Annotated in this window: 17 protein-coding genes; 4 read left to right on the top strand and 13 right to left on the bottom strand. The window is 46.7% G+C overall.

From position 1 onward, the window contains the following. The first annotated feature begins 263 nt into the window (after positions 1–263). Together C8J48_RS02175 and C8J48_RS02170 are read left to right on the top strand one after the other, a co-directional pair. The gene (locus C8J48_RS02175) at positions 264–1511 is read left to right on the top strand and encodes an L-lactate MFS transporter (protein WP_211316578.1); all 1248 of its coding nucleotides are present in this window, start codon (positions 264–266) and stop codon (positions 1509–1511) included. A gap of 136 nt (positions 1512–1647) precedes the next feature. Next, the gene (locus C8J48_RS02170; RefSeq protein ID WP_245891044.1) at positions 1648–2223 is read left to right on the top strand and encodes an RDD family protein; all 576 of its coding nucleotides are present in this window, start codon (positions 1648–1650) and stop codon (positions 2221–2223) included. A 93-nt stretch (positions 2224–2316) separates the two neighbouring features. On the opposite strand, the gene C8J48_RS02165 is transcribed toward C8J48_RS02170, so the two are convergent. From C8J48_RS02165 to lplA, 10 genes are all read right to left on the bottom strand, one after another. Continuing rightward, on the bottom strand, positions 2317–3984 hold the full coding sequence (locus C8J48_RS02165) for an RNA polymerase sigma factor (protein ID WP_107724736.1): 1668 nt from the start codon (positions 3982–3984) through the stop codon (positions 2317–2319). 157 nt (positions 3985–4141) lie between these two features. Next, positions 4142–7270, bottom strand: a complete 3129-nt coding sequence (locus C8J48_RS02160; protein WP_107724735.1) for an alpha-mannosidase — start codon at positions 7268–7270, stop codon at positions 4142–4144. Positions 7271–7309: 39 nt separating this feature from the next. Continuing rightward, positions 7310–8137 carry a carbohydrate ABC transporter permease gene (locus C8J48_RS02155; protein ID WP_107724734.1) on the bottom strand — a complete coding sequence of 276 codons (828 nt, stop codon included), beginning with the start codon at positions 8135–8137 and terminating at the stop codon, positions 7310–7312. A 12-nt stretch (positions 8138–8149) separates the two neighbouring features. Then, on the bottom strand, positions 8150–9088 hold the full coding sequence (locus tag C8J48_RS02150) for a carbohydrate ABC transporter permease (protein ID WP_107724733.1): 939 nt from the start codon (positions 9086–9088) through the stop codon (positions 8150–8152). Between the two features lie 14 nt (positions 9089–9102). After that, positions 9103–10377, bottom strand: coding sequence for an ABC transporter substrate-binding protein (locus tag C8J48_RS02145; protein WP_425430465.1), 1275 nt, complete (start codon positions 10375–10377; stop codon positions 9103–9105). An 89-nt stretch (positions 10378–10466) separates the two neighbouring features. After that, positions 10467–11630, bottom strand: a complete 1164-nt coding sequence (locus C8J48_RS02140) for an ROK family transcriptional regulator (RefSeq protein ID WP_245891167.1) — start codon at positions 11628–11630, stop codon at positions 10467–10469. A 249-nt stretch (positions 11631–11879) separates the two neighbouring features. Continuing rightward, entirely contained in the window at positions 11880–13226 is a 1347-nt protein-coding gene (locus tag C8J48_RS02135; protein WP_107724731.1) for a cytosine permease, read from the bottom strand. 24 nt (positions 13227–13250) lie between these two features. Further along, positions 13251–13991, bottom strand: a complete 741-nt coding sequence (locus tag C8J48_RS02130; protein ID WP_170105077.1) for a GNAT family N-acetyltransferase — start codon at positions 13989–13991, stop codon at positions 13251–13253. 259 nt (positions 13992–14250) lie between these two features. Beyond that, positions 14251–15114: a GNAT family N-acetyltransferase gene (locus C8J48_RS02125; RefSeq protein WP_107724729.1), complete on the bottom strand. Its 864-nt coding sequence runs from the start codon at positions 15112–15114 to the stop codon at positions 14251–14253. 35 nt (positions 15115–15149) lie between these two features. Continuing rightward, entirely contained in the window at positions 15150–16139 is a 990-nt protein-coding gene (gene lplA, locus C8J48_RS02120) for a lipoate--protein ligase (RefSeq protein WP_107724728.1), read from the bottom strand. Between the two features lie 247 nt (positions 16140–16386). Between lplA and C8J48_RS02115 the strand changes: the two genes are divergently transcribed. Beyond that, complete coding sequence (locus C8J48_RS02115) at positions 16387–18033, top strand: peptide ABC transporter substrate-binding protein (protein ID WP_107724727.1); 1647 nt, start codon at positions 16387–16389, stop codon at positions 18031–18033. A gap of 90 nt (positions 18034–18123) precedes the next feature. Here C8J48_RS02115 and C8J48_RS02110 read toward each other — a convergent pair whose 3' ends face one another. The 3 genes from C8J48_RS02110 to mmuM all read right to left on the bottom strand — a co-directional run bounded on the left by C8J48_RS02110 (position 18124) and on the right by mmuM (position 23187). Next, complete coding sequence (locus C8J48_RS02110) at positions 18124–18495, bottom strand: hypothetical protein (RefSeq protein WP_107724726.1); 372 nt, start codon at positions 18493–18495, stop codon at positions 18124–18126. Between the two features lie 13 nt (positions 18496–18508). Continuing rightward, positions 18509–21400, bottom strand: a complete 2892-nt coding sequence (locus tag C8J48_RS02105; protein ID WP_170105075.1) for an AAA domain-containing protein — start codon at positions 21398–21400, stop codon at positions 18509–18511. A gap of 851 nt (positions 21401–22251) precedes the next feature. Continuing rightward, positions 22252–23187: a homocysteine S-methyltransferase gene (mmuM, locus tag C8J48_RS02100; RefSeq protein WP_107724724.1), complete on the bottom strand. Its 936-nt coding sequence runs from the start codon at positions 23185–23187 to the stop codon at positions 22252–22254. Between the two features lie 217 nt (positions 23188–23404). On the opposite strand from mmuM, the gene C8J48_RS02095 reads away from it, so the two are divergent. Beyond that, the gene (locus C8J48_RS02095; RefSeq protein ID WP_107724723.1) at positions 23405–25225 is read left to right on the top strand and encodes an ankyrin repeat domain-containing protein; all 1821 of its coding nucleotides are present in this window, start codon (positions 23405–23407) and stop codon (positions 25223–25225) included. Positions 25226–25376: the final 151 nt, after the last annotated feature.

Below are 25376 nucleotides of genomic sequence, written 5' to 3'. Positions count from 1 at the left end.
GGGGCAATCCTGGTAGATCCGGTGACGACGATTGTGCAGTGATCGCAACACGGCAATTACTATATCTGGATATCAATCGAACACTCCGACTGGTAATAATCTCTTCACAACTTTGTACTCGTCTCTGAAAGAATGAAAGATCGATGACGCCTTTTTATATTCAGCAAGATCATAAAATCGATGTAGCACCCCTTTTGCAGATACTCCCCTCCCTTTAATCGTAAATACTCATCCGTGCCACCGGATTCTGACCAGGGAATCGCGTGGAACAAGTAAAAAAGACTGATCGCTGGCGTATTGTTGCAGCGGCGATTGTGATGCAACTCGCCCTGGGGGCGGTTTATGGATGGAGCGTCTTTGTTAATCCTCTGATGAACCAATACGGCTGGACGCGATCGGAGGTTTCCCTCGCCTTCACCCTGGCCATATTCTTTCTCGGTTTGGGCACGATTGTGGGCGGATTGCTGCAAGATCGCAAAGGTCCACGGTTGGTCGCCACCATTGCCGGTATCTTTTACGGACTCAGTTATCTCTTGACCGCTGTGGCTGACTCTTTACCATTGCTGTATCTCTCCTATGGAGTGATCGGGGGAGTGGCGATGGGGATGGGTTATATCGTGCCCGTCGCTGTGCTGGTCAAATGGTTTCCCGATAAGCGCGGCCTCATCACCGGCTTGGCGGTATTCGGTTACGGCGCAGGAGCGTTGCTAATGAGCCCAGTGGCCGCCCGCCTCATCGAGATTTGGGGTCTAACACAAACATTCACCTTGCTGGGTGTAGCCTACCTGGTAATGGTGACCGGCGCTGCCCAGTTCTATCGCAATCCACCCACCGGATGGTCTCCTCCGGGGTGGCAACCCTCCCACCAGGAGCAATCTACCCGGGCCAATCGTGACTTTACGGTAAAGGAAGCGCTAAAAACACGCCAATTTTGGATGATGTTCGCCATGCTGTTTTTAAACGTCTCTGCCGGGATTATGATCATCTCCCAAGCATCGCCGATGGGGCAGGAGATTATCGGATTGGACCCGGTGCAATCCGCCGCTGTTGTGGTTGGAACCATCTCTCTCTTTAACGCCGTTGGACGTATTTTCTGGGCTGCTATCTCTGATTGGATCGGTCGACGTCAGGTTTTTGTCACCATGTTCCTAATACAAGCGCCACTCTTTTTCCTCTTGCCCCATCTCAACGGCATCCTTTTGTTTGTAACCGCTACTGCAATGATCGCTCTCTGTTACGGTGGTGGCTTTGGCACCATGCCCTCGTTTTGCGCCGATACCTTCGGTACCAAAAACGTCGGCGGCATCTACGGATGGATGCTTCTCGCCTGGGGCCTCGCCGCCATCCCCAGCCCATTGATGATCGCCCGCATCCGCGAGCTAACTGAAACCTACACCCCCGCCTTATATACGATTGCCCTTGTGCTGGTAGCTGCTTCTCTCCTTCCACTGTTGATCCGGCCACCTGTTAAAGAAAAACAGATCCCTCCGTCTATCTCCGCTAAGGGCTGAAATAATAAAGCGAACCTCCTTTGATGTGAGGTTCGCTTCCTCATGGGGGTAATTTTCCTTCATGCGCAGTGAAAGGGGTTCTTTTTACATTCGTAGAATATAGTTAAATCAATATGTAAGTGAGGGAAACCAAATCGTGAAGCCTAATCTAACGGAATCATACGAATCATATCAATCCACCCGCTATGCTTCATTAAAATTACGCATGTATGCCTTCCTGTTAGACTATCTCATCATAGTCGCCTACGGCATTTTGTTAGGACTGGTATCTTCTTTATTACAGCCGGTTTTGACTCCCCTATTTACGACTTCCCCGTTATCCGCTGAAATCACCGGCTTTTTCCTTATTACCCTGCCGGTTACACTTTACTTTGCCATATGTGAAAGCTCAAATTGGCAAGGGACTTGGGGAAAAAGAAAAATGGGAATTCAGGTGACTGATCAAAATGGAGATCGTCCGCGACTAGGAAGATCGCTTTTACGGTCGGTAGTTAAATTCACCCCCTGGGAAATGGCGCATTTTGTAATTTGGCGATTGGCCCTTCCCCCCGAATACTTCGTTCATCCATCCTCTTACCCCCTTCCCTTTCTCTACACTGTCATGAGCTTCGTTTATATTGCCGTGTCCCTATATATGCTAACCCCTCTCCTTAGCAGAAGCAAAAGATCAATCTATGACTGGATTGCCGGAACTGCTGTTGTTGTAAAGTAGGCCAAGATTCAAAAAAGCGAACCTCACAACGAGGTTCACTTTTGTTTATAAAACACAAGCAATCGACTCTACACGCTTACGATATACAAGATCTCAATCAACGACTTCATCACTGGCTGAAAGAGCGTCAACAATTTCTTGCATAAGAGCGACACCCTTTAATTCCTCTTCTTTAGCCCGAGTGAGCAGGGTAATCGCCTGTGCTCGCTGTGTCGATTCATTCGGATTGCCGCCTGCTGGAAAAGGAAACAGCTGGTTAAGGGCTTGTAATGATTCATAAACCTGTGCATAGCAAACTGCCGCTCGAGCCGTTAACTGCACTATCCTGCTATCCCCAATACTTTTCGGGCAAGCGCTTCTTTCTAACAAAAAGTGTGTAGCAAACCGCCTTGCATCCGCTGCCACTGCTACATTGTATGAGTTACCAAAGGGATCAACGGTACCTGATTCAAACGCCTCAATCCATGTATCATAAGCGGCCACTCCCTGGACAAACCCACGCAAAGCCGGTTCTTTTCCATATGCATGTTCCACAGCCATCGTCAATGCTTGCAAAAAAGCATGTTTCTTGTCGACCGGCTTCCACTTTCCAAGAGCGAAAACGGCCAGTTCCTTTATCTCTCCCATACCGAGCTGGTCATAAGGTAGTTTTCCATCATTTTTGAAGTCAACCGCCGCAAACGTTTGCGCTTCATCGTCGTAACCGTAAATTAACCCAAACTCAGGAACAAACAAATCCCACGTAACCACCGGTATCCCTCGATCGATCGAATCATGAATCAAATCAACCGCTTCCGTCAGTTTTTCAGGTGAAGTCTGTGCTTGTGCACCGACATCGCTTACTTCAAAGCCAAGGTGGGCAAGGCCCCGCGACACAACCGGATTCCATTTATACGCCGTCGGACCTGCTACATCGACATCTCCTTTATGAATGTTCAACCGAAAGGCATGCCCCGTATATCCCATCACATCTGATAATGATACGTCCTGACCCGTATAACCGATGGCCGTTGTAATTGCGGCCGCAATCGATGTCCAACTTGCCGACAATTTTGGAGTCGATAACACTTTTTGTCCCATTAACCCTTTCCCCTTTCGAATGTGGATATGGCGTTGCAAAAAAATACGGATGCGTTCACGCTGTACTTTTTGTTTTGCACGGTGTAAAGAGGTGTACACATTTCCCGTTGTCGTTGATAACAAGTCAGCAATCTCCTGTGGTGTCAGTTGCTCAAAAAAATAAGCTTCAAAAATGCTCCTTTCCCGGCGGCTTAAACAAGACAGCAATTGACGAATTGTCTCTAAAATATCTTTTTGCACGAGTATTTCATGTGGGTTGTACCTTGAACCTTCCTCTTGCCCGCGCGATCGCGTTAAATAGTCTAAAATGCTGTCAATGTCTTCGTAATTAACCTCTGATTCGTGCATAACCGGTTTTAAACTGGAAAACGGCTGCTCCTTCCGGTAAGGCCCACCGCGCCGCACTTTGCCCAATGCTTCATTTTGGACAATACGGCGTAACCACGGTAGAAACCGGTTTGACTCAAGCAATGTTCCAAAACGCAAAAAAGCACGTATAAATGCATCCTGGACGATATCCTCTGCCATGTGCGGGTCATGTGTGATCGATTGAGCCCAACCGTGCGCTTTTGCCCGGTGCCGCCGAACCAGTTCCGCAAAAGCGTCTGAATCCCCTTCCCGTGCCCTCTCCACTAAGTCATGATCGCGGAAAGGTTCCATCCCCCCTCCCTTATGGTTCATCACGTTTCTCGTCTCCTTTCCTATCACCTGTCATCTGACTAGCCTTCCACTTATATAGATGCCCCCGCAGGATATTATCTTACAGTTTCCCAGATAGAAAAAAATAAAGCGAACCTCCTCGACGAGGTTCGCTTCTCGTTTCCCCTGTTTTCCCTGCTTAATCCCGCTTTAGCTCAATTAAAAACGTCTTGATCTCATACGGTTTAACGGAGAAGTCAATGGCTGTCCCCTGTTGTCGCTCACCGATTGGTCGTTCCATTAGATCGCATTCCTGCCAGGAGACAAGGCGGTAATCGCTGGTAATAGTAACTTCGTCATGGGAACCACCATACTCATGCACCCGTAAAATCAGTTGATTGGAGTCTTCCGCCGTTTTAACGGCATCCACCATCAGTTGGGGAGAAGAGATGCGGAAAAGGGAGCGTTCGCCACCTTCCACCCTCCCCTTACGTACCGTCGGTGGGCTGTTTAGTGCCCAGGCTGCCTGTACCGTCCCACCCTCAAACCAATCTCCTGCATGAGGATAAAGGGCATACGTAAATGAATGCACTCCCCGGTCCGCCTCCGGATCGGGAAAAGTAGCCGACTTTAACAATGTCAAGCGCATCACATGCCCCTTGATATCGTAGCCGTATTTGCAATCGTTCAGCAGGCTGACTCCATATCCCCGCTCCGATAGATCGGCCCACTGGTGTCCCACCGTTTCAAAACGGGCATAGTCCCAACTTGTATTCCAGTGCGTTGGCCGTTTCACATTGCCAAACTGGACATCGTACGTTGCCTCTGTCGCCCGAATTCCGACGGGAAAAGCCACTTTCAGAAGCTGCCGCCGCTGTTGCCAATCGACATCGGTTTGACAATCAATCCGGCGGCTGTTCGCATATAGGATAACATCCTGGCTGATGCTGGAATCCTCATATTTCCAGCGGAAACGGATCACCACCCGCAGCGGCCCAGTTTCTACTGTTTCAATGGATTGTAGCTCAACCACTTCCTTCATCTTCTGTTGGTAAAATAGATCGATATCCCATGCATCATAATGGAGCGGCTTATCTTCAAATATTTGCAAAACATTGCCCCGCTCTCCCTCCGCCAATACTTCCCGGCGTTGTTCCCGGTCATAGAGTCGGATCCACTGCCCCCGTTCATCCCATTCCAATTCATACAGTGGGGTGAGAACGCTGTTTTCTTTTACCGTAAAGGGACTGATTTGAACGGTATTTTCAGCTGTCGCCTGCTTTTGCATCGATTTAAAGCCCATAGACGGCAAGTCTGTCACTTCCACCAACCAACCGCCATCCGAGCGTTGTGCGGTTAACAGGGAACCGTCTGAATCCGTAAAATTGACGGTATCCTCCTCTCCCTCCACCCAGACATAACCGGCCCCAGTCCAAGGAGCGGAATGGAAGACGGTATAATGATCAGCCCCTTTCTCTAGCAACGAGCTTGCTGCCTCATTCCAGACACCGTGACCAATCGCCTCAGCCTCCGAATATTCCTCCCGTGAATCCTGATACACTTCCGGGATCGATGACCCAGGGATAATATCGTGAAACTGGTTGCGGAGAATGATTTTCCACCCTTCTGTCAAGGAATCCTGCCCCTGGCGGATCCTACCCAGGTGGGATAATCCAGCAATAGCATTGAGCCATTCCGCTTCCCGATACAGGAGTTCCATCCGCCGATTCATCTTTTTATTGTAAGCTTGACTGGTATATGTGCCACGATGGTATTCCAGATAAAGTTCCCCGTCCCAGGTATGAACATAGCGGTCAGTGGCATTGATCCGATCATGCAATCGTGCAAAAAACTCCCCTGCGGTCCCTGTCGTCACCTGGGGCAAACCCGGCATACGATCCACCCGCCGCCGTTTCTCCAGCATCTCCCGATTTACCCCGCCGCCACCATCGCCGTATCCATAAGAGAGCAGCAATTCTTGGTTGATCTCTTTATCCCGATACGCTTCCCAGGAGGCGGTTATCGACGCTGGCGTAATCACACCGTTGTAGGTATAAAACCAGGAACTACCATCGGTACGTTCCGTCGTCGTAATAAAGTGCGTCAAGATCTCAGTACCATCCATACCCTTCCACCAAAACGTATCGTGTGGCATCCGGTTAAACTGGTTCCAGCTGATTTTGGTCGTCATAAAGGTATCAATACCCGATTTCTTTAAAATCTGAGGCAAGGCCCAGCTGTAGCCGAATACATCAGGCAGCCATAGATAGCGGCATTCCTTCCCGAATTCTTCCCGGATAAAACGGGTGCCGAGGAGCAACTGCCGCACCAGCGATTCCCCCGAAGGAATATTACAATCCGCCTCCAGCCACATACCCCCTTCCACTTCCCATTTTCCTTCTTTTACCCGCTCTTTGATCTGCTCATAAATGGTGGGGTAGTCCTTTTTGAGATAATCGTACAGTTGTGGCTGGGTCTGTAAAAAGAAATATTCGGGATACCGTTCCATCAGCCGCAACACCGTTGAGAAAGAACGGGCCGCTTTCTCCCGCGTATGTTTTAACCGCCATAGCCATGCGACATCGATATGAGTGTGTCCAATACAACGAATCGTCACCCCATGCTGTTTTTCCAGTGTTTGTAGCTCCTGTTCCAACCCCTCACCTGCTGCATATATGGATCGATAAAAGGATTCGCTCCTTGGTTGGGACCAATCGATCCATGCAAATGTCCGATCCAAGGCGGACAACAGTTGCGCCCGTTCAGCGGCATGTTGCGGCAATACTTCCACCGTTTCCAGCGCGACGAGAGCATCGTAATAAAAGCGGTCCACCCGCTCGTCCAACCAAGCCAGCTCAGCCCGCTTTATCTGATGCTCCTGCTCCCGCTGTACCCCTCCTCCTTCCAGGCCCGACCACAGCCGAAACGCCAACGATAAAGTGGAACCGGAGGCTTCGGAAGGTATAAACACCTCCTGATGGTTGGAATCCACCCCCTGAAAAGGGTTACCGTTGAGAAAGAGCAGCGATTCAAACCCCGAATTATGTCCTCCTCCAGTTTTACCAAAGTCAAATAAGCCCACCACGGTCTTCTCTTTCCATTCCACCGGTACAGAGACATCCGCCTGTATCCACAGATAGAGATCCCTGCCCTGCCATCGCTCACCCCGTTGAAGAGTGGACCACTCTCCATCTTCCGGCGGAAAAGCCCCCACTTTTCCATCTACATCCATCCGACTTTTAAAGGAGGAAATGGGAATTCCATCGCGGTAACGATAAGGGGACAATTCATCAATGCGGGCTCGCAATTTTCTCTCTGTGAAAAACATCGCTCCATCCTCTCCTTTTCACACTGGCTTTTATCCCGTTCAACCCTTGATCCCGGTAAACGTGATCCCTTGGATAAACGTTTTTTGCAACAGAAAGAACAACACAATGATCGGCATCGTCATCATCGTCGCCACCGCCATCATCAACCCCCATTCCGACCCCTTCTCACTCTGAAATTGCTGTAAGCCGAGGGACATCGTATAGGAATCCGGCTCGGTCAAATAGAGCAGTGGCCCGATAAAATCCGTCCATCCAGCCATAAATTGGAACAGCCCCACAGCCAATACCGCCGGTTTGGCTAAGGGCAACATAATCTGCCAATAGATGCGAAACTCCCCCGCACCATCCATACGAGCGGAATCAATCAATTCGTTCGGCAATCCCAGAAAAAACTGACGCAGCAAAAAGATAAAAAAGGGAACTCCAAAGAAGGCGGGCACAATCAAGGGCAAATTGGTACCAACCCACCCCATTTTTTCAAACAAGATAAACAACGGAATCATCGTCACCTGACCGGGGATCATCATCACCGCAATCGTGATAAAAAAGAGCGTATCCCGCCCCCTCCATTTCAATTTAGCAAAGCTGTAAGCGACCAGCGGACAGGAGAGAACAACCCCTAGCGTGCCTAAAACCGTGATCACAACAGTGTTTTTTAAGTAGGTAAAAAACGGGATATACTCCATCGCATCAAGATAGTTGCGCCAATGGATCGGATTGGGAATCCATTGCGGTGGCCAAGTAAAAATCTGGGTCGTCGGTTTAAGTGAAGTCGATACCAACCACAGAAAAGGGAGGAGGAACAGAATGGAGGCGACGATCAATACCGTATGCGCCACAATGGAACGAGTCAGCTTCGGCTTCATCACTTTCCCTCCTCAGTTTCCCTGGTAATGAACCCAACGTTTTGATGTGACAAAGATCAGCGTTGTCAAAGCCATAATTACCACAAACAGAATCCAAGCCATAGCGGATGCATAACCCATCTTAAAAAATTTGAAACCGTTGTCATAAATGTGCATCACATAGAAAACAAGCGAATTACCCGGTGTCCCCTGCCCTTTGGTCATTGTGTAGGGAAGGGTAAACTGCTGAAATGCTCCAATCACACCCATCACCAGGTTAAAGAAAATAACCGGTGTCAACAACGGCAACGTGATATGGCCAATCTTTTGCACGCTGTTGGCCCCATCCACCTCAGCGGCATCATAGTAATCCTGGGAGATGTCATGCAATCCTGCGAGATAAATGACGACCGCTTGCCCGATTCCCCACAGGGACATCAAGATCAAGGAGGGTTTTGACCATGTTTCACTGCCTAACCACGCCGGACCGTCCATACCGACAGCTGCCAGCATGCCGTTGACCAAGCCGAACTGTGGGTTAAGGAGCCACACCCAGAGCACCGCCATCGCCACATGGGGGACGAGAGTCGGTAGAAAGAAGATGGTACGGTAGATCGCCATTCCTTTCACTTTCATGTTGAGAAACAACGCTAACGAAACACCGCAAAAAATACTGAGCGGGACAAAAAAAACGGTAAAGTACACCGTATTGTAAATGGCGGTCCAAAACAGGCTATCATTCATTAAGTCACGATAGTTTTGTAGTCCGACAAACTCTCCGGGGTTGATGATGCTGTATGAGGTGAAGCTGAAGTAGATTGAGGAGAGTAACGGAAAAGCGAAAAACAGCAACATTCCGATCACCCAGGGAGACGCAAACAACCAACCGTAAACATGAGAGGTTCGCCATTTTGTTTTTTTGATTGAAACACGGGAATCGACCGGTTTTGTTATCACTTTTTCCGATTTCATCGGTGTACCCTCCTCTACTGCTCCAACTCCTTATTTACCTTATTGGATACCTTTTGCATTAATTGTCGGGGATCTCCTTTTCCTCTCACCGCTAAATCGCGCGCTTTGTTCAACTCATTCCACAACAGTGTTCCTTCCGAAATTACCGGGCGATGGTTGGAGGAGGGCAGAAGATCAACAAATTGTTTCATGATGGGATCTTCCTCATACAACTCCTGATTGATCGAGTCAATCGCCGATAGGTTGTAGGTGTTTTTGCTGTAGTTTTTTTGCCCTTCTTCTCCCGCGACAAATTTCATAAACTCCCATGCCGCCTCTTGATTTTTCGCTCCCTTCGGCATAATCAGACTCCAACCACCGGACCAGGTGGTAAAGTCGTTGCCGGTAGGTGTTGGAATCGGAGCAACATCGTAATTGAGATCTGGTTTATATTTGTTGATGACGGATATCTTGGCATTCACATCCACAATCATGCTGATCTGTCCTGTGAGGAAAGGATCCGATGCTGCCGAACCGGTTGAATCGGTGAAAGCGGTTACATCTTCGATATTATATTTTTTGGCGTAATCTCGCATCCACTCCAGCGATTGCACCACTTCCGACTCAATGGTCACTTTCTCTTTATCTTTATCATAAAAATCGCCGCCAAAGCTCCACCCCCACGTATAGGTCCAACCTTGTCCCAACCAAGGGATAAAGCCGATACGTTCAAACCGTTTCCCTTTTTTAATCGTCAGTTTTTCCGCTGCTGCTTCCAGTTCTGCGATCGTTTTTGGTGGACTGTCAATCCCCGCTTCTCGAAAGTGATCCTTGTTGTAAAAAAGCATACGGGCATCGGTCCCCATCGGCAAGGCGTACAGTTTTCCTTTGTATGACGCCTCTTCCACAGCAAAGGGATAGTAACCTTCCAGATCGAGGTCGGACTCTTCCACCATCGCCGTCAAATCAGTTAACGACCCCTGGTTGGCCCACGAACCCACTTCAAATCGATCAAAAAAGGCCACATCAGGTGGGTTTCCGCCAGCAATCGCCGCCAGCAACTTCTCGTTTCGCCCTTCTCCCTGTTGTGCAATATATACCACATTCACCTTGAAATCCGGATGTTTCTCCTCAAATTGAGCCGCCAATTGTTCAAATGTTTCTTTACCCGTATCCGTCATCCCATGCCACAATGTGATCGTATTGGCCGAATCCCCCTGTCCCGTTGCACACCCCGCCATCACAGTCCCCACCAACACCAGCACCGCCATCAGGGAACAGATCATTTGAACACGGTTCAACAGACTCACTCCTTTTTGATAGCAATGGAAATCACCAACACCCACGCCCGATTCTCACAGGTTGATAAGCCACTAACTCACAACCTCACCCAAAGAGATCAACGTATCCTTAACGTAAACATGCCTTCCATCACCGAAGCGGCGGCACCGACAAGGGATGATCGTCCTTTAAGTTCACCGGTGCAGATATTGAGCCGATCACGAAATACGGATACCACCCGTTTTTGGGCGATTTGTGCCGCAATTTCGACCATCTGTGGGTAAACCTCAGGAACTTTCCCGCCGATCAACAATTTTTGCGGATGAAAAGCGTTAATCACACCGGCTACACCGATTCCCAAAACCCGGGAAGCTTCATCAGCTACCGATCGAGCCAATGGCTCCCTTTTTGAAAGCGCTTCCATAAAATGTGGAAAAGTAACCTCCCCCTGATGAAAAAAAGAAGACTGTTCCCCTTGTCTCAGTTTGGCGCGTACCTCTCTCACCATGGCGATCCCGGAAGCCATCGCTTCTAGACAGCCATCGTTGCCGCAGTTGCACTTGGGGCCATTCCTATCCACCGTGATATGTCCAATTTCACCGGCACCAAATTCCTGCCCGTGATAAAGAGATCCATCAATGATCACCCCTGCCCCCAACCCCTCTCCGACAAGGACATAGATAAGGTTCTCCGCCTTTCGCCCTGCTCCAAACCACTTCTCTCCCATAGCCGCCAAATTGGCATCTTTCTCAACCTTGACGGGCAGCCCCAAAGCCGCCTCTAAACGTTCTTTCAGCGGCACCTCTTTCCACCGCGGCAGGTTGGGAGGGTAAAAGATCTGACCGGTAGTGGGAAACACAGGGCCTGGTGATGAAACGCCCATTCCTAAAATTTTCTGCTCATCGATACCGGCTTCCGCCATCATCTGACGTACGCCTGTGACAATGATCTCGATATAAGAATCCGGTTCCCCGTCAACAGGTGCAGACGTATGGATCTTGGCGCATTCCCGGGTGGCCAAATCCATGATCGCCATCTGAATATCTTCAACGGAAAAATCAACCGCCACCACATAACAAGCCTCTTCATTCATTTCAAAGAGAACCGGCTTTCTCCCCCCCGTCGATTCTCCCTCTCCTTTGCTTACAATCATCCCTGCGCTTTCTAAATCCTTGACAATATTGGCGACTGCCGCAAATGTAAGACCCGTCTTTGCTGCAACTTCCATCTTGGCAATCGGTCCAAACCGCCGAATCACATCCAATACCCGTGTACGATTCACTTTTTTCAAAAGATGGTGGTCACCAGGAATCAGGGCTATCCCCCCTCATTTTAAATAATGTTTAAGAAGGTCTTTGAATGAAGTGTAGCCCTTTTCTGTTTATTAGTCAATCGCTAATATTCGGAATGTTGATTGAATATATCATAGGCAAAGAAAAATACTATAAAAAATATCTAGGAAGCGCCATCCCATCATCCTACATGCAATAATCCCCCCTTCGTAAAAGGGGGGATTTTGATATTTGGAAGTTTAAGCTGTCTCGCTCGCTAGTGTTGATTCAAAACGAGGAACAATCCATTTACCCACGATATAATGGAGACCGGCGGCGGACAGCAAACCATCGACACTCGGGATTGTACTAAGCGTTAACAGCCCCCATCCTCCGTCAATGGTTGGTGTAGTCGCAAAAGCGATAGTGGTAGCGATCCCCCATACGAGCAGGGCATGCCAATAGAAAGGTTTGATGTTCTGATTAGCCAAGAACGCCATATTGAATCGATTGGTGTTTAGAAAGAAGTACTCGGTTAAGTATATACCCGCAATCGGTGCCGCAAATGGGCTAAGTAGGAGTAAAAAGTCAATGAAGTTTTCGTACACACCCATCACAGCAAATGCGGTTCCCAACAAGCCTGCAATAATGGTCAGCATCGGTTTTGGTACCCACTTGAATAAGACAGAAAGATTTAAACCTAATGTATACATATGGTTATCATTGGTAGTCCACTGAGACAAAATTAGAATGGTAACTGCTAATGCTCCCCAACCGATTGACAACATGATCTGAATCACATCTTCAGTTCCTGTGAGCTTTGAGAGAAACGCCGCTACAAACATCATTAGGCTATTTCCAATCAAAAAACCAAAAAAGCCGGAGAGCATGGCATGTTTTGGACTCTTCGCCCAACGGGCCACATCAGGTGAGTGGGAACAGGCAACGATAAAAGCCCCTACCACAAGAGAGATTGCTGTCCCAAAACCGATAAGTTCTCCTTCTGGAGGAGTATTGAGTAAAGCGCTTGTATTTTCCCTATCGGCAAATAATTTAAGAAACATCGATAACAACATTCCTAACATGAGTGGAACAGCTAACATACTCAATTTTTCAACCGCTTTATATCCGATTGCAGCTGTTGTCGTCATCAGTAGACCGCCAATCAGGGCCAGAATCTTCGGACTGATATCGAGACCCGTCACACTATAAATTGTATATTGGGCCGATTCGCCAAAGAAACCAGCCGTCACACCAAACCAACCAAAGTATGCGACACTAATTACCATAATGACGAGATAAGAGCCTTTCTCACCAAACGTAAATCGGTTGATCATCGCGGTAGATAATCCCGTTTTTGATCCCACGTAGGAACAGACTAATCCGATTAAAGCGAGGATAAAAGACCCGACAGAAACGACAATGATCGTGTTTTGCAGCGTTAATCCGGAAATAAGGGCCGCGCCTAACACCACTGCGGAAAGATCTACTCCCATCGCAATCCAAACAAGTGCCAGTGGAAGCCAACCCTTTCTCTCTGACAACGGAACAGGTTCTCTTGAATAATCATTTGCCAATGCATAGTTTGATTGGAATGTATCTTTCATCGTTCCCCTCCTTATGGATTGATTTCAAATGGAATGGCGCATCCATACATTTGGGTCTTTGTATAAGATGATATCCTCTTCCACTCGCGCTTGAACCGGTTGCAGGGCCCCCGGCAATATATAGCTGCCTGACTGGAGAAATTTAAGACCGGTCCATTCTTCCCATTGTTTTACTGACGCTTTTGCAACCATCGAGGCGGAAGCAACTTGTAAGATCCGAGCTCCCAACCGCCAATGAGCTCGAATCCAAGGATCGAATGGGGAACCATCCGGTTGGACCCACTTGATGTAATCTTCCATCGGGATCAGGGGATATAAATGTTTCTTATTGGGACGAACCGGAACGATGAGCCGATCATGTCCATGTCTGATTGCATTTTCACGCATATACTGCAAAACTATTGAACTAACTCCCTTCCCCCGAAATGAAGGGGCAACCACCACAGAGATGGCGCATAAGGTGTTTGGCTTTCTATCCTCTTCAAAAGCCCGCCTTAATGCACCGTCATACCCATCCGGTAACCCTTCCTTGGTACCATCCCAAAATATTGGAACGGCATTTCCTGTTGCCGCTATTTGTTCACCTTGAAAGAGGACAAATTGATAAGAGGCAAATACAGTAAATAATTCCTCTTTCGTCCAATATAACGTATTCGTCTGATCACCTTGGATCAAGTATTGTGGAAACGAATGATCATTAACCTCTTCTAGTCGATTATAGAGCCCGGGATCTTCTGCAAAAGAGACAGACCTCCATTTTTCCAACATGAATCCTTCCTTTCCACAAAGATCGATGGACAATTGAAATATAACATGTTACCTAAATATTGAATAGATGTTTGTTAATTTTTCGAAAGGATTCAATTGTTTTTTCTCGACAATAATTGAGCAACTTGTTAAAAGACTAATCTGATTTACCAATAAAAAAGAACCTGCCTCAATAGAAACAGGTGCTTCATTATCAAAATACCCAATCGATTAGCGATGTTGTTGAAATACTCCTTCTCGAGATCTCTACTAAAAGCTACGAGACGGGTAAAGCAAAGTAGTCATCTTGTGATAAGAAGCGAAAACCGCATCTTTCGTATAAGCGTAGGGCGTGACGATTTTCTGCAACCACTTCTAAAGAAAACGTTTCTACTTGATCTTGAAATCGTTGTAGCGCTGCAGAAAGAATGGCCGTACCCAATCCTTGTCCTTGGAACTCTGGATCAACACAAAAACCATAGATATACCCATTTTGTTGAGAGAGTCTGATGTTGATTTTACTGATGATCTTCCCATCTCTTTTTAAGACCAAATGAACACGATTCGGTTTCGTAAAGTCACCCTTTACCATTTCCATGCATCGGGCGAGATCCATATGAAAACACTTCGCATCCAGTTGGGCCAGTTCTGCTGTATCTCTCAAACATGCTTCTTCTAACTGTATCTGCTTCATGTTAGGAAGCTTCCAGTGATTGGCCGACATTTTCATCTGAAACTCCGCATGAGCAAATTCCGTTTTCATACACTTAGCTACTTGTTGGCCTGAGTGGGATTGGTGATCCACAATAAAAAGAAATTGTGGAATCCCTCTTTTCCTTAACTCAAGCCCAGCTCGGGTGAGTAGCTTTTTCAAAATACCCTGTCTGCGATAGTCGGGATGGACAATCGCACTCACTTCCGCTTCACTGCTATTGAAAACGTAGAGTGCGAGGTATCCCACCAGTTTTTTATCTACATAGCAAAGAAAGTCGTTTGTATCCACCCCAGAACGTCGCTTAATCATATCCCAGTTTATTTTGATATTGATTTGTTCAAAACGGCTGCATTCCTGATGTAACTGTTGGATCGCGGTATATTGCTCTTCGGTTAGTTGAGAAAGGTTGAATAGTTGATGGCTCATGGTTTCCCCTTTGTGGTCGGTCCTTTTTTACATCTTCAATACACCAGATCGATAAACGCCTCTTTACTGATATCACCAAAATACTTCTTCACATCTACATCTGCCAAGGCTTGTGTAATCGCCTCACGGGAATAGCGCGTCCCCTGCAAGCATTCCTGGATCTCCTTCACATCTTTGACGCCGAAGAAATCGCCAAAAATCACACACTCACGGATAACGCCCTTTTCCACTTGCATCCGTACATCGATGGAACCGATGGGAAAGCGCTTGGCGTGTTCCACATTAAACTTAGGAGAGCGGCCAAAGTTCCAATCCCAGTTGCGATAGCGCTCCTGTGAAATCTGCTCGATCGCTTTCCAGTCCGCTTCCGTCAGCTTATATTCAGGTATTTCGTCGCTTCCATCAAAGATATAGCGCAGGAGTAATTGTTTAAATTGATCGATGGACCTCTTTTCGTCCATAAACTGACTAATATTGGCGACACGGCTGCGCACAGATTTGGTGCTTTTGGACTGGAATTTTTCCTTTTTCACCTTTAACGCATCTGCCACATGCTCCAGATTGACGTCAAACATTAAAGTGCCGTGGCTAAACATGCGCCCTTTGGTTGAAAACTGGGCGTTGCCGGAGATCTTTTTCTCCCCCACTTGGATATCGTTGCGCCCTGTTAGCTCTGCCTTCACTCCCAAACGATGAAGAGCCTGAATCACCGGTTCCGTGAACTTGCGGAAGTTAAGAAAACTCTCCCCATCGTCCCTGGTAATAAAACTAAAGTTGAGGTTGCCGGTATCATGATAAACCGCACCGCCGCCGGATAAGCGCCGCACCACATGGATTCCCCGCTCGCGGCAGTAATCCACATGGATTTCCTCCACCGTGTTTTGGTTGCGGCCGATGATGATGGAAGGTTCGTTAATATAAAACAACAGATAAGTGTTGTTGATGTCCAGGTGCTTGAGCGCATACTCCTCAATCGCCAGGTTGATACGGGGATCAAGGATGTTTTGATTGTCGATAAACAGCAAAGGCGTACTCCTCCTTGTCGTTAACCTGCTATTTTATTGTATAGAAATCAATCGACTTGGGCAATTTTCGCTGCCATGACGGAAATGATCAAGACTAAAGAAAGGGAAGGGGCACTACAGAGGAAATGTCTTAAATTGTAAACTATTTTCGTACACTCCATAATTGATCCCCTGTTCGCCGGTGTGGTAATGTTAATTAACCAAGTATTCTGGTGGGTATAATCAACTCATAACGGAGGCGCGTCCCATGTCGAAGAATCGGTTTGTACCCAGTCTATCCCTTTTCCTTCTCTTATCTTTACTTCTAGCCGCTTGCGGAGGAAATACACCGACAGAAAACGAGTCCAAAGGCGGAAATAATGAATTGGCTGCTGAACAAGTGTTGCACTTGGCCGCCGATCAAGAGCCCCCACAGTTGGATAGTGCCAAAAGCGCCGACGGTGTATCTTTTACCGTGCTGGTAAACACGATGGAAGGGCTCATGTCCATAAACAAAAACAATCAGCCGACTCCAGCTGTAGCCAAGGAAGAGCCCGATATCAGCAAAGATGGTCTCACATATACATTCCATTTGCGCCACCATTCGCAGTGGAGCGACGGTTCACCTGTAACAGCCAACGATTTTGAATATGCGTGGAAGCGTGCACTTAATCCTAAAACCGCTTCCCCCTACGCCTTTGTCTTCTACGACATAAAAAACGCCGAAGCTTACAACACCGGCAAAGCCTCAGCGGATGATGTTGGAGTTACAGCGTTGGACGATCACACACTGAAAGTAAAACTGAACCAACCAACCCCCACCTTTCCTGCCAAAGTGGCGGTTCCCTCCTTTTTCCCGCAAAAGCAGGCGTTTGTAGAGAAAAAAGGGAACAAATACGCGCAAGAAGATGATGCTTTGCTCTATAATGGTCCTTTTAAACTAACCAATTGGAAACACAACACCAGCTGGGAATACGTTAAAAACGAAAAATACTGGGACGCGGACAACGTCAAATTGGAAAAAGTGACTTGGAATGTGGTAAAAGACACCGCCACGGGAGCCAACCTTTACAACGCCGGCAAGCTGGATGTCACGCTGCTCGACGGTGATTTTGCCTCTCAGTATCGGGAGCGAGCGGATTCTCAAACTGTTATCGGATCCTCGACCGCTTATCTTGTCCTTAACCAACAAAACAAATTTCTTCACAACAAAAAAATTCGTACAGCCATCGCCACCGCCATCGATCGGAAGGCGTTTACAGAAATCGTTCTAAAAAACGGATCACAAGCTGCTTATGGATATGTACCACCCGGTATTACTGGAGATGAAAAGCAAACCTATCGCGAACGGGTCGGTACCTTCACATCCTCCACTAATCCGGCAAAAGCAAAAAAACTCCTACAGGAAGGATTGGATGAACTCGGGTTGGAAAAAGCCCCCACCCTCGATTACCTTACGGATGATACGGAATTAAACCGACGTACCTCTGAATTTGTTCAGGAACAACTACGAACCAACTTAGGTCTGACGATCAACATTAAGCAACAGCCACTAAAATCCTATCTGGACCAAATCCAACAGAACAACTTCGATCTCGCCTATGCCACCTGGGGAGCCGCGTATAATGACCCGCTCTATTTCCTGGATGTATGGTTGACCGACGGTCCTTACAACTATCCAAAATGGAGCAATCAAGAATATGATCAGCTGCTTCAAGCCGCTCGTTCTGCCAACAATATCGACACACGCTTAAACAAGATGAAGGAAGCGGAAGAGATTCTGATTGAAGAATCTCCCCTCGTACCGCTATATTATCGCTCCTATTCCTACCTGTGGCGAGAAAACGTAAAAGGTCTGATCCGCCCTCCTTCTGGGCCGATGTTTTTGGTCAAAGAGGCTTATATTGTGCAATAAAACCTGCCCCCGTTGACACTGTCAACGGGGGCAGACTTTATTGATATTAGAAGCAAAAACGGTCAAGGCAATCTCCGTCGTCTTTTAAGTTCATTCCAATAACTTGGAAATGATATCGCGAACCGGTTCAATCCATTCTCTCAGGAGAGAACCGGCGGCAAGAAAACCTTGTGCTTCTTTCAGTTCTTTGTTAATCTTGCGCAATAAACCAGGTTTCGCTTCTTTTTTTCGTATCGGCTCTTCCATCGTGTTTAAAAACTCAAGTAGCTCCTCTTTCTCTTCTTTTGGCAACTCATGACTTTCGGCTATTGGTTTTTTTAATTCAATCAAACATTGATACAAACGATCCCAGTCATCTTGTTTCCCTTTATGTACATGTTGGGTTACGTTTTGAGTGCCGATGCCGGTATTGAATGAGATCTGTCCGGTATTCTTGTAAACTTGGAAGTGATTTTCCTTCATATGAATCCCTCCATCATTTGTTAAGTGTCTGTGTAGCTGTTACTGAACCTTCTCCCTGGGAAAAAATAATTTGCCCATCATTGCTTTGAATCTGTATAATTTGTTGAATAACAGTCCGCTCATAGCGGTTACCGTCAAAGGATGTTCTTATCCGTTCTGCAACACGGCCCAGCAATTTTGATTGACCTGATCGGATCACTACTTCGTTTTCCTCTTTATAAATAAAAGATCTAAGTAAATGGGAAGGAGCCCCTTTTACAAGCCCAAACTCCTCCATATTTCCAAAAACTAAAAAGCTATCTTTTGCCCGTGAAACAGCCACATTCAACATATTGGGATTACGGTCGTAAAAAGGAATTCTGTTCTTAGCCCCTACAACTGGTGAAAATAGAATAATATCTTTCTCCGCACCCTGCAATGCATGTACCGTGCCAACGGTTATATCTTTAAAGCCCAATTCCCGCAAAAATCGTTGGATCAGGACGGTCTGATAGCGGAATGGTGTAACAATGCCAACAGACTCCTCAACCTTTTTCTTCCCTGAGATGTTAATAATCTCTTCTGCATGATCCTGAATCCAAAGCGCTATGCTTTCAGCCTCTTCCAAGTTAAATTTCCCTAAACCTTTGGCTTCTTTCACCTTACTTTCAATGTGAGCATAGCCCATATGAGGAATAAAACTGTACTTCTGTCTTGAATTGCGTTTTGGAGTAAGACCCCCCTCATAAGCGAGTAGATTACAATATCCAATAATCTCCGGCACACAACGACGATGTTCATCGAGAAACATGCCACCGAAGGGGGCAACTTTCATATAACTGCTTCTGCGTTGTGCGATTTTCATCGCACTCCCCGCCGTCGTCGTCACTCCTTTTTCTTCAATTGATTCGATATTCTTCCAATCACCGATGACGCGACTACCGAAAAGATTGCCTTGGTCAACACCACGGGTTATCGACGTGATTGGCTCAATCTGCATAATATCCCCTACCACCAGGCTTTTCTTGGCGAAGGCAAAAGCCGGTGCCGCCAACCCCGGAGGAGCTTGTCCAACTTCATCGATGATAAGGACATCGATAAAGTTGGACAGATACACTCGTTCAGTTCCCGATCCGCTTACTCTTGGGTCAAAACCGCAAAACCAATCCGGCAACTTATAGAACGTGGATACAAAACAAGGAGTTAATTTGGCATAACGCCGCCACTTCTTCATCGTTTTTTGGCTCGATTTGCTCTCGTTATATCTTTGTTGAATCTGATGCTCTATCTCCAGCAGCCATTTTCCTTCCCAATAATGAGTGGCCAACATAAACGCAGTGTAACGAAGCGTGGTATCCATTCCTGCGATGATATCCTCTTCTTCAACACCGTATTGACTACGCCATTTTTGTATTTGATTTTTGGTGGCTTTGATCTCTTCTTGTAGTTGTGTTGCCTCTTCCGAATTGGTAAATGCTTCCTGTTTGATACCTTCCATTTTGTTTAATTTTTCATCAATTGCAGCTGTCACTTCATTCTCTGTACAAGACACCACTTCTATCCATTCCGAGTGATCCAACACAAAACTTTCATTTCGCCGTATCCTCCGTGCCTTTATCCCTGGTAAAAATGCAAACCAGTTCCACCAAAACGGCTCCTGATTACAATATTCGTTCCATTTTTTCTTTAACTCAACATATGGTTTTCGTCTACTCTCCGCCGCTTCAACTTTTTGCTCCCATTCACGTTGGTACTGAATCAATCCCTCAACCGAACCGGAAAAGTCGTCTTTTAATCTTTTTTGCTGATCCCGATGCTTAACCGCCAATTGAGCTCCTTCGTCGATTGCTCTTTGTACCTGAACCAAATCCTGGTGCAACTGTTTAACCGCTTGCTGGATATTATCTACTGAGTGTCCGGCATAATTTGAATATTGATGGAGAAAATGGGACTCCAACTCCGTGTGACGTCCGGTTTTCTCCATTTCCTTCATAAAGTTCTCGCCATTTTGGCTAACGATGTGATAAGGATGCTTTTTTTTATTCAGCTCTTCCATCTTCGTATTGGAAGGGAGATATAAGCCAAAACTCTTTAAATCAGGAAGCCATCTTTCGCGAAGAGGTTCTTCTCTCCCTTCTTCAATGGCGCCATCATCGTCTTTGGCAAAGCTGTCGATGATGTTTGTAATTGCCTTATTATTTGCTGAGGTAGCCACAATTACTGGAGGATCTTCATCCCCATTTATCGCCGCTTTTACCCAAAGTGTTGCGACAACATTTTGCAAAAGTGTCGTCTTTCCCGTTCCCGGCGGTCCATTAACCGCTAACATCTCCCCTTCATTTAATGCGAGAAAATGCTGCAATGACTCCCTCTGACCTCGTGATAGTGGATAGGCTTTATTCATTTGACCCAAGTGTTGATTGGAGTAAGTAGTAGAATCCAATAAGGGCCGCTTTTCGTTTTCATCCAAAGATAGATAATTCTTTAGCAGCGGCGGCAGGGAAGAAGAAGTGATTAACTCCTCGTAAAAATGAATAAGCTTGTTTTTGGTTCCCCCTAGCTTAACCGCCATCCAGACCTCTTTACTCGCTCGATATGAATCAACCGAAAAATCATCCCATTGACTCCCGTTTACAGTCATGAATAGCTCTTTTGCGTACCGAATCGCCTGTTTCCAATTCCCATCGACGGTGTATGGGTTTTGCGCTATAAATTCGTCCAATTTTTCTAAGCTACCCAGAGCTAAATTATCTTTGATCGTAGGTTCCAGATGCTTACGAGGAATATAAGGGAGTTGATGAGAAATCGGTAATAATTTCGCTTCTTCCAACTGAGCCGGTAGAAAGATCGGGGTGAATATTTCATCCGGATCATCCGCACGTTCGAGAAAGACGGGACAGATATGAAACTCCACTTCTTCATCCAAATCCTTTATCATTTCCCTGATCATCGAAAGACTTTCCGGTGAGAGTTCCCCTCGATAAAATTCATGTGCGGGAATATGGATTCCGTCTTTCCGTTGAAACTCAAGCTGCTCTTGATCCAGAAGACTGCGATGAAAGTATCGCAACAGATTCGTCTCTGTACCCATTGTCGTCTCCCTTCTATAACAGTTACAAAAATATCCTCTACTGATTTCGACATCTTTTTAATAAAACCCTTGAATATTCGATGAATTTTTCATTATACCAAACATAATTCCCCTGATTGAAAGCCCAACCCTTTCATGTGTGGGATGAAAGTCAGCAGGCTTGGTATCTCCTTGGGGAAGCTTATAGCTACAATTTCTTAGCATAATAGGTAAAACCAGCAGATTGAATAACAGGACTTGAACTAGTGTACTGGTAACAGATACACCGGACATGTGGGTACATGCAACTCGTGTTGTAGAGCGGCATGGGACGGGATGATAGACCAGTCCCAATATTAGGAGTTGCACGAAGCAGAATGACTAAGTCCGCTAACTACCCAAAACTCCCATGGCTTAGCCGTGGGAGTCTCAAATGGTGATCTATCTATACACTTTTCAACTCTGTCATAATAAAATAACCCTCCTTTATAATGTGCCCACTCCAATAAACATTCCAGCAAACGGAAATCGATTGATTTCCAAGTACTCTTTTAACCCACTCATACCAAAGGACCCAGAGTGAGCCACCCGCTTTCACTTTCCCCCTTCAAACGTAAGCGCGCCCACGATCTTCCCTTCCAACACTGCCACCAAAAAGAGTTCCACAGAGTCAAAGTCAGCGATCATCTACCGTTCGTCTTCGATACTTATTCTCCTCGCGCCCATGCGGCGATCGCTTGGATATCCTCCGGCTTTGTCCGACAGCAGCCGCCGATGATACGTGCGCCGCACTCATACCAATGTCGGGCACTCCGGCCAAATCCTTCGCTGGAGGATGGGCCGGTCCAACTCTTCGTCACGGGATCGTACTGCTCACCGGAATTGGGATAGACGATAATCGGCTTGGATGTGTGGCGTTTGATCTCGGTTATCAGAGAAGAGAGATACCGTGGCGGTGTACAGTTGATTCCGACTGCGGATACTTGTTCAAATCGATCCAGCCAAGCGGCACAGGTGGAAATCGATTCCCCATCGCTGATATGTTGCTCATCTTTAGCACTAAAGGTGATCCAGGCATACGCTCCGGGAAACTCCTGTAATAAACGGACAAGCGCACGAGCTTCCTGCAAACAGGGAATCGTTTCACAGGCGAGGATATCCGCCCCCGCTTCGATCAACGCTTTCATCCGGGGACGGTGAAAATCGATCAACGCCTCCTCGCTCACACCATAATCCCCTCGGTATTCCGAGCCGTCCGCGAGATAGGCGCCATAGGGCCCGATTGATGCCGCCACCAAGGGCCTTGGCCGCTTTGAATGATCCGCCTTCGCCCAAAATTGATCCCGCGCCTGTACAGCCAGCTCAACGGATAACCGGATCAGCGTAATAGCTTCAGCCTCACTGAGACCCCGCTTCGTCATTCCTTCTATCGTAGCCTGGTAACTGGCGGTAATGGCACAGTCCGCACCCGCTTCAAAATAATCCAGATGGACGAGCTTAATCAAATCGGGGTTTTCCAGCAAAATTTTTGCCGACCAGAGTTGGTCGTTTAAATCACAGCCATGGCGTTCCAGTTCCGTCGCCATGGCACCATCTAGGATGATGACGGGATCGGTTTGTAACATCACTTCAATCGGATTCATCGGGGGCCTCCGTCTCTGATAATTTCTTTTGTTCATTTTAGCCACAAACAATCGTTAAGGCAATTTTACTCTCTTGCTGACACAACGGAGTCAAATTCGATTACTATGAACATAGATCATCAAGCCATCGATTTTACTTGGAATAGCAGGAAAAACGATTTATCATTTCTACTTTCCGGCTGTTTATCTGAGCTTGATCATCAGAGGAGGTTACAGCATGAACATCGTCAATAACATCAAAAAAGATGACCAAGCTTTTTGGCAAACTTGTCGAATAGCCATCAGCGGATCAGCAGAAGAGTTAAGGCAGCAATTATCGGAAGAACCACACCACCTGCATCAAAAAACTATCGGAATAAAAGAGGGATTATTTCAAGTCAGTTTATTACACTTAGTCGGATCAGCGGAAAATGCCCATCTATTGGCGGAGTTAGGATTGACAATCGATGAAACCGACGAACAAGGAAATACTCCCCTACATTTTGCCGCTTTAGCCGGTAGAAAAGAAGTAGTTACAGCCCTTCTCTCCCTTGGCGCCGCCCACCTCGAAAATCGTTGGGGACAAAAACCGTTGCAATTGGCCATCACGCCGGAGATTGCTCATCTTTTAAGGGAAGAGAATGCCCCGCTCCCCCTTGACCCTTCCCTTCAAAGCCTATCAATCGTTGAAGCGGCCAAACAGGGAAAAATTGATGTGATTCGTTATCTCCTTCAAACAGGAGTCGATCCCAATCTCTTAAACCACCCGGATTATATGCTCGATTACCATGAGAATACTCCCCTTCGTCAGGCTGTCTACGTCGGCTATGTAGAAATCGTTCGTTTGTTATTGGAACACGGGGCCAATCCCAATGTTCACCCCAACCTGTATAGAGATGTCTACAATGTTGGAACTGCCCGTTTGCTTCATTCTTATGGTACCCAGGTTACCCCGGAAGGATTGGATGAAGCGGTTTGGGAAGCCGCTATCAATGTTGGTAACAGTGAGCTGGTGCAGGAGTACATCTCCTACGGCGCTCCTCTAACCAAAGAATACATCCTCCATGATACGATCAAAAGACCGGAGCAAACCAATGACCACCACCTAAAGATCGCAGAGATGTTAGTCAAAAAGAATCCCAAACAACTTCACCACTTCAAAGGAAACGAAACCCCTTTACAGAAAGCGATCGACATTGGCAATCAAGCGATGGTAGACTGCCTGATTCAGCTGGGAGCGGACATCAATCTAAAAAATGAAGACGGTCTTACCCCGCTACATATTGCGGTATTAAACAATAATGCAATTTTGTTGGAGTTTTTATTGAACCATGGTGCCGACCCGAAACAAGAAGACCAGTTTGGCTTAACTCCCTACCAATACGCCGTAATGAAATTGCGAACCAAGTTGTATCACGTTTTCCAACGTTATGGGGAGCAAAATATCACCGCTATTCAGCCACCGTTGACTGTTGATCAAGCAAAGCAAACCCTCGCAGATCAACAGGATGATTTGATCAACCTGTATCATACCGATGATTTAGAGAGCTGGGTGTTTTTCCGGTTTAAGTTAAAAGATTTTGTGGCGTTCGCAAAACGATTCGGCTTTTCTACTATCTTTCAAACTCGATATTTTTTAGATGAAGCGGAGACGAAATATATCACATTTGATGAACAGGGGATGTTGGAAAAAGACCTGAGTTTTGCACAGGAATTTTCGATCGAACATACCTTGGCTTTTCATCCCGCCCAACCCCAGTGGATTCTTTCGATGATCCATGCATGGGATGCAGATACCGATTATGATTGGACTCAACTTCACATTCGCTGTTCCGCTGAAATGGGAGAAGAAATCGTTACTTTCTACCGCCAGTACTGGAATCAACAGCATGAAACATACGATTACTACAGCGCCACCGGCGGTGATATATTTATCTCTTTTCCCAATAAAACGGCATCAAAAGAACTGAATTCGTTGATCCAATACATCAATCAATGTCAGCTGCGAGGGCTGGAGCAAATATGGGCATCCGATTTTTTTAAGCAAAAGAATCGGTAAATCTCCCCCTTTTCCGTCACACGAGGAGTAAACCCTCACCAATCTGTTTAGTCGATGCAAGCGGGAATCCCCATCCAAAAGAAGCCCACATTGATGCTATCAATGGGGCTCTCTTTTATTACAGTAAGTTGCCGTCTTTCATCTCCCCATC

Source organism: Desmospora activa DSM 45169 (assembly GCF_003046315.1).
GTDB classification, from domain to species: Bacteria; Bacillota; Bacilli; order Thermoactinomycetales; family DSM-45169; genus Desmospora; species Desmospora activa.
Note: the sequence above shows the minus strand (reverse complement) of the source record. Positions and strands in the feature narration are given on the sequence as shown.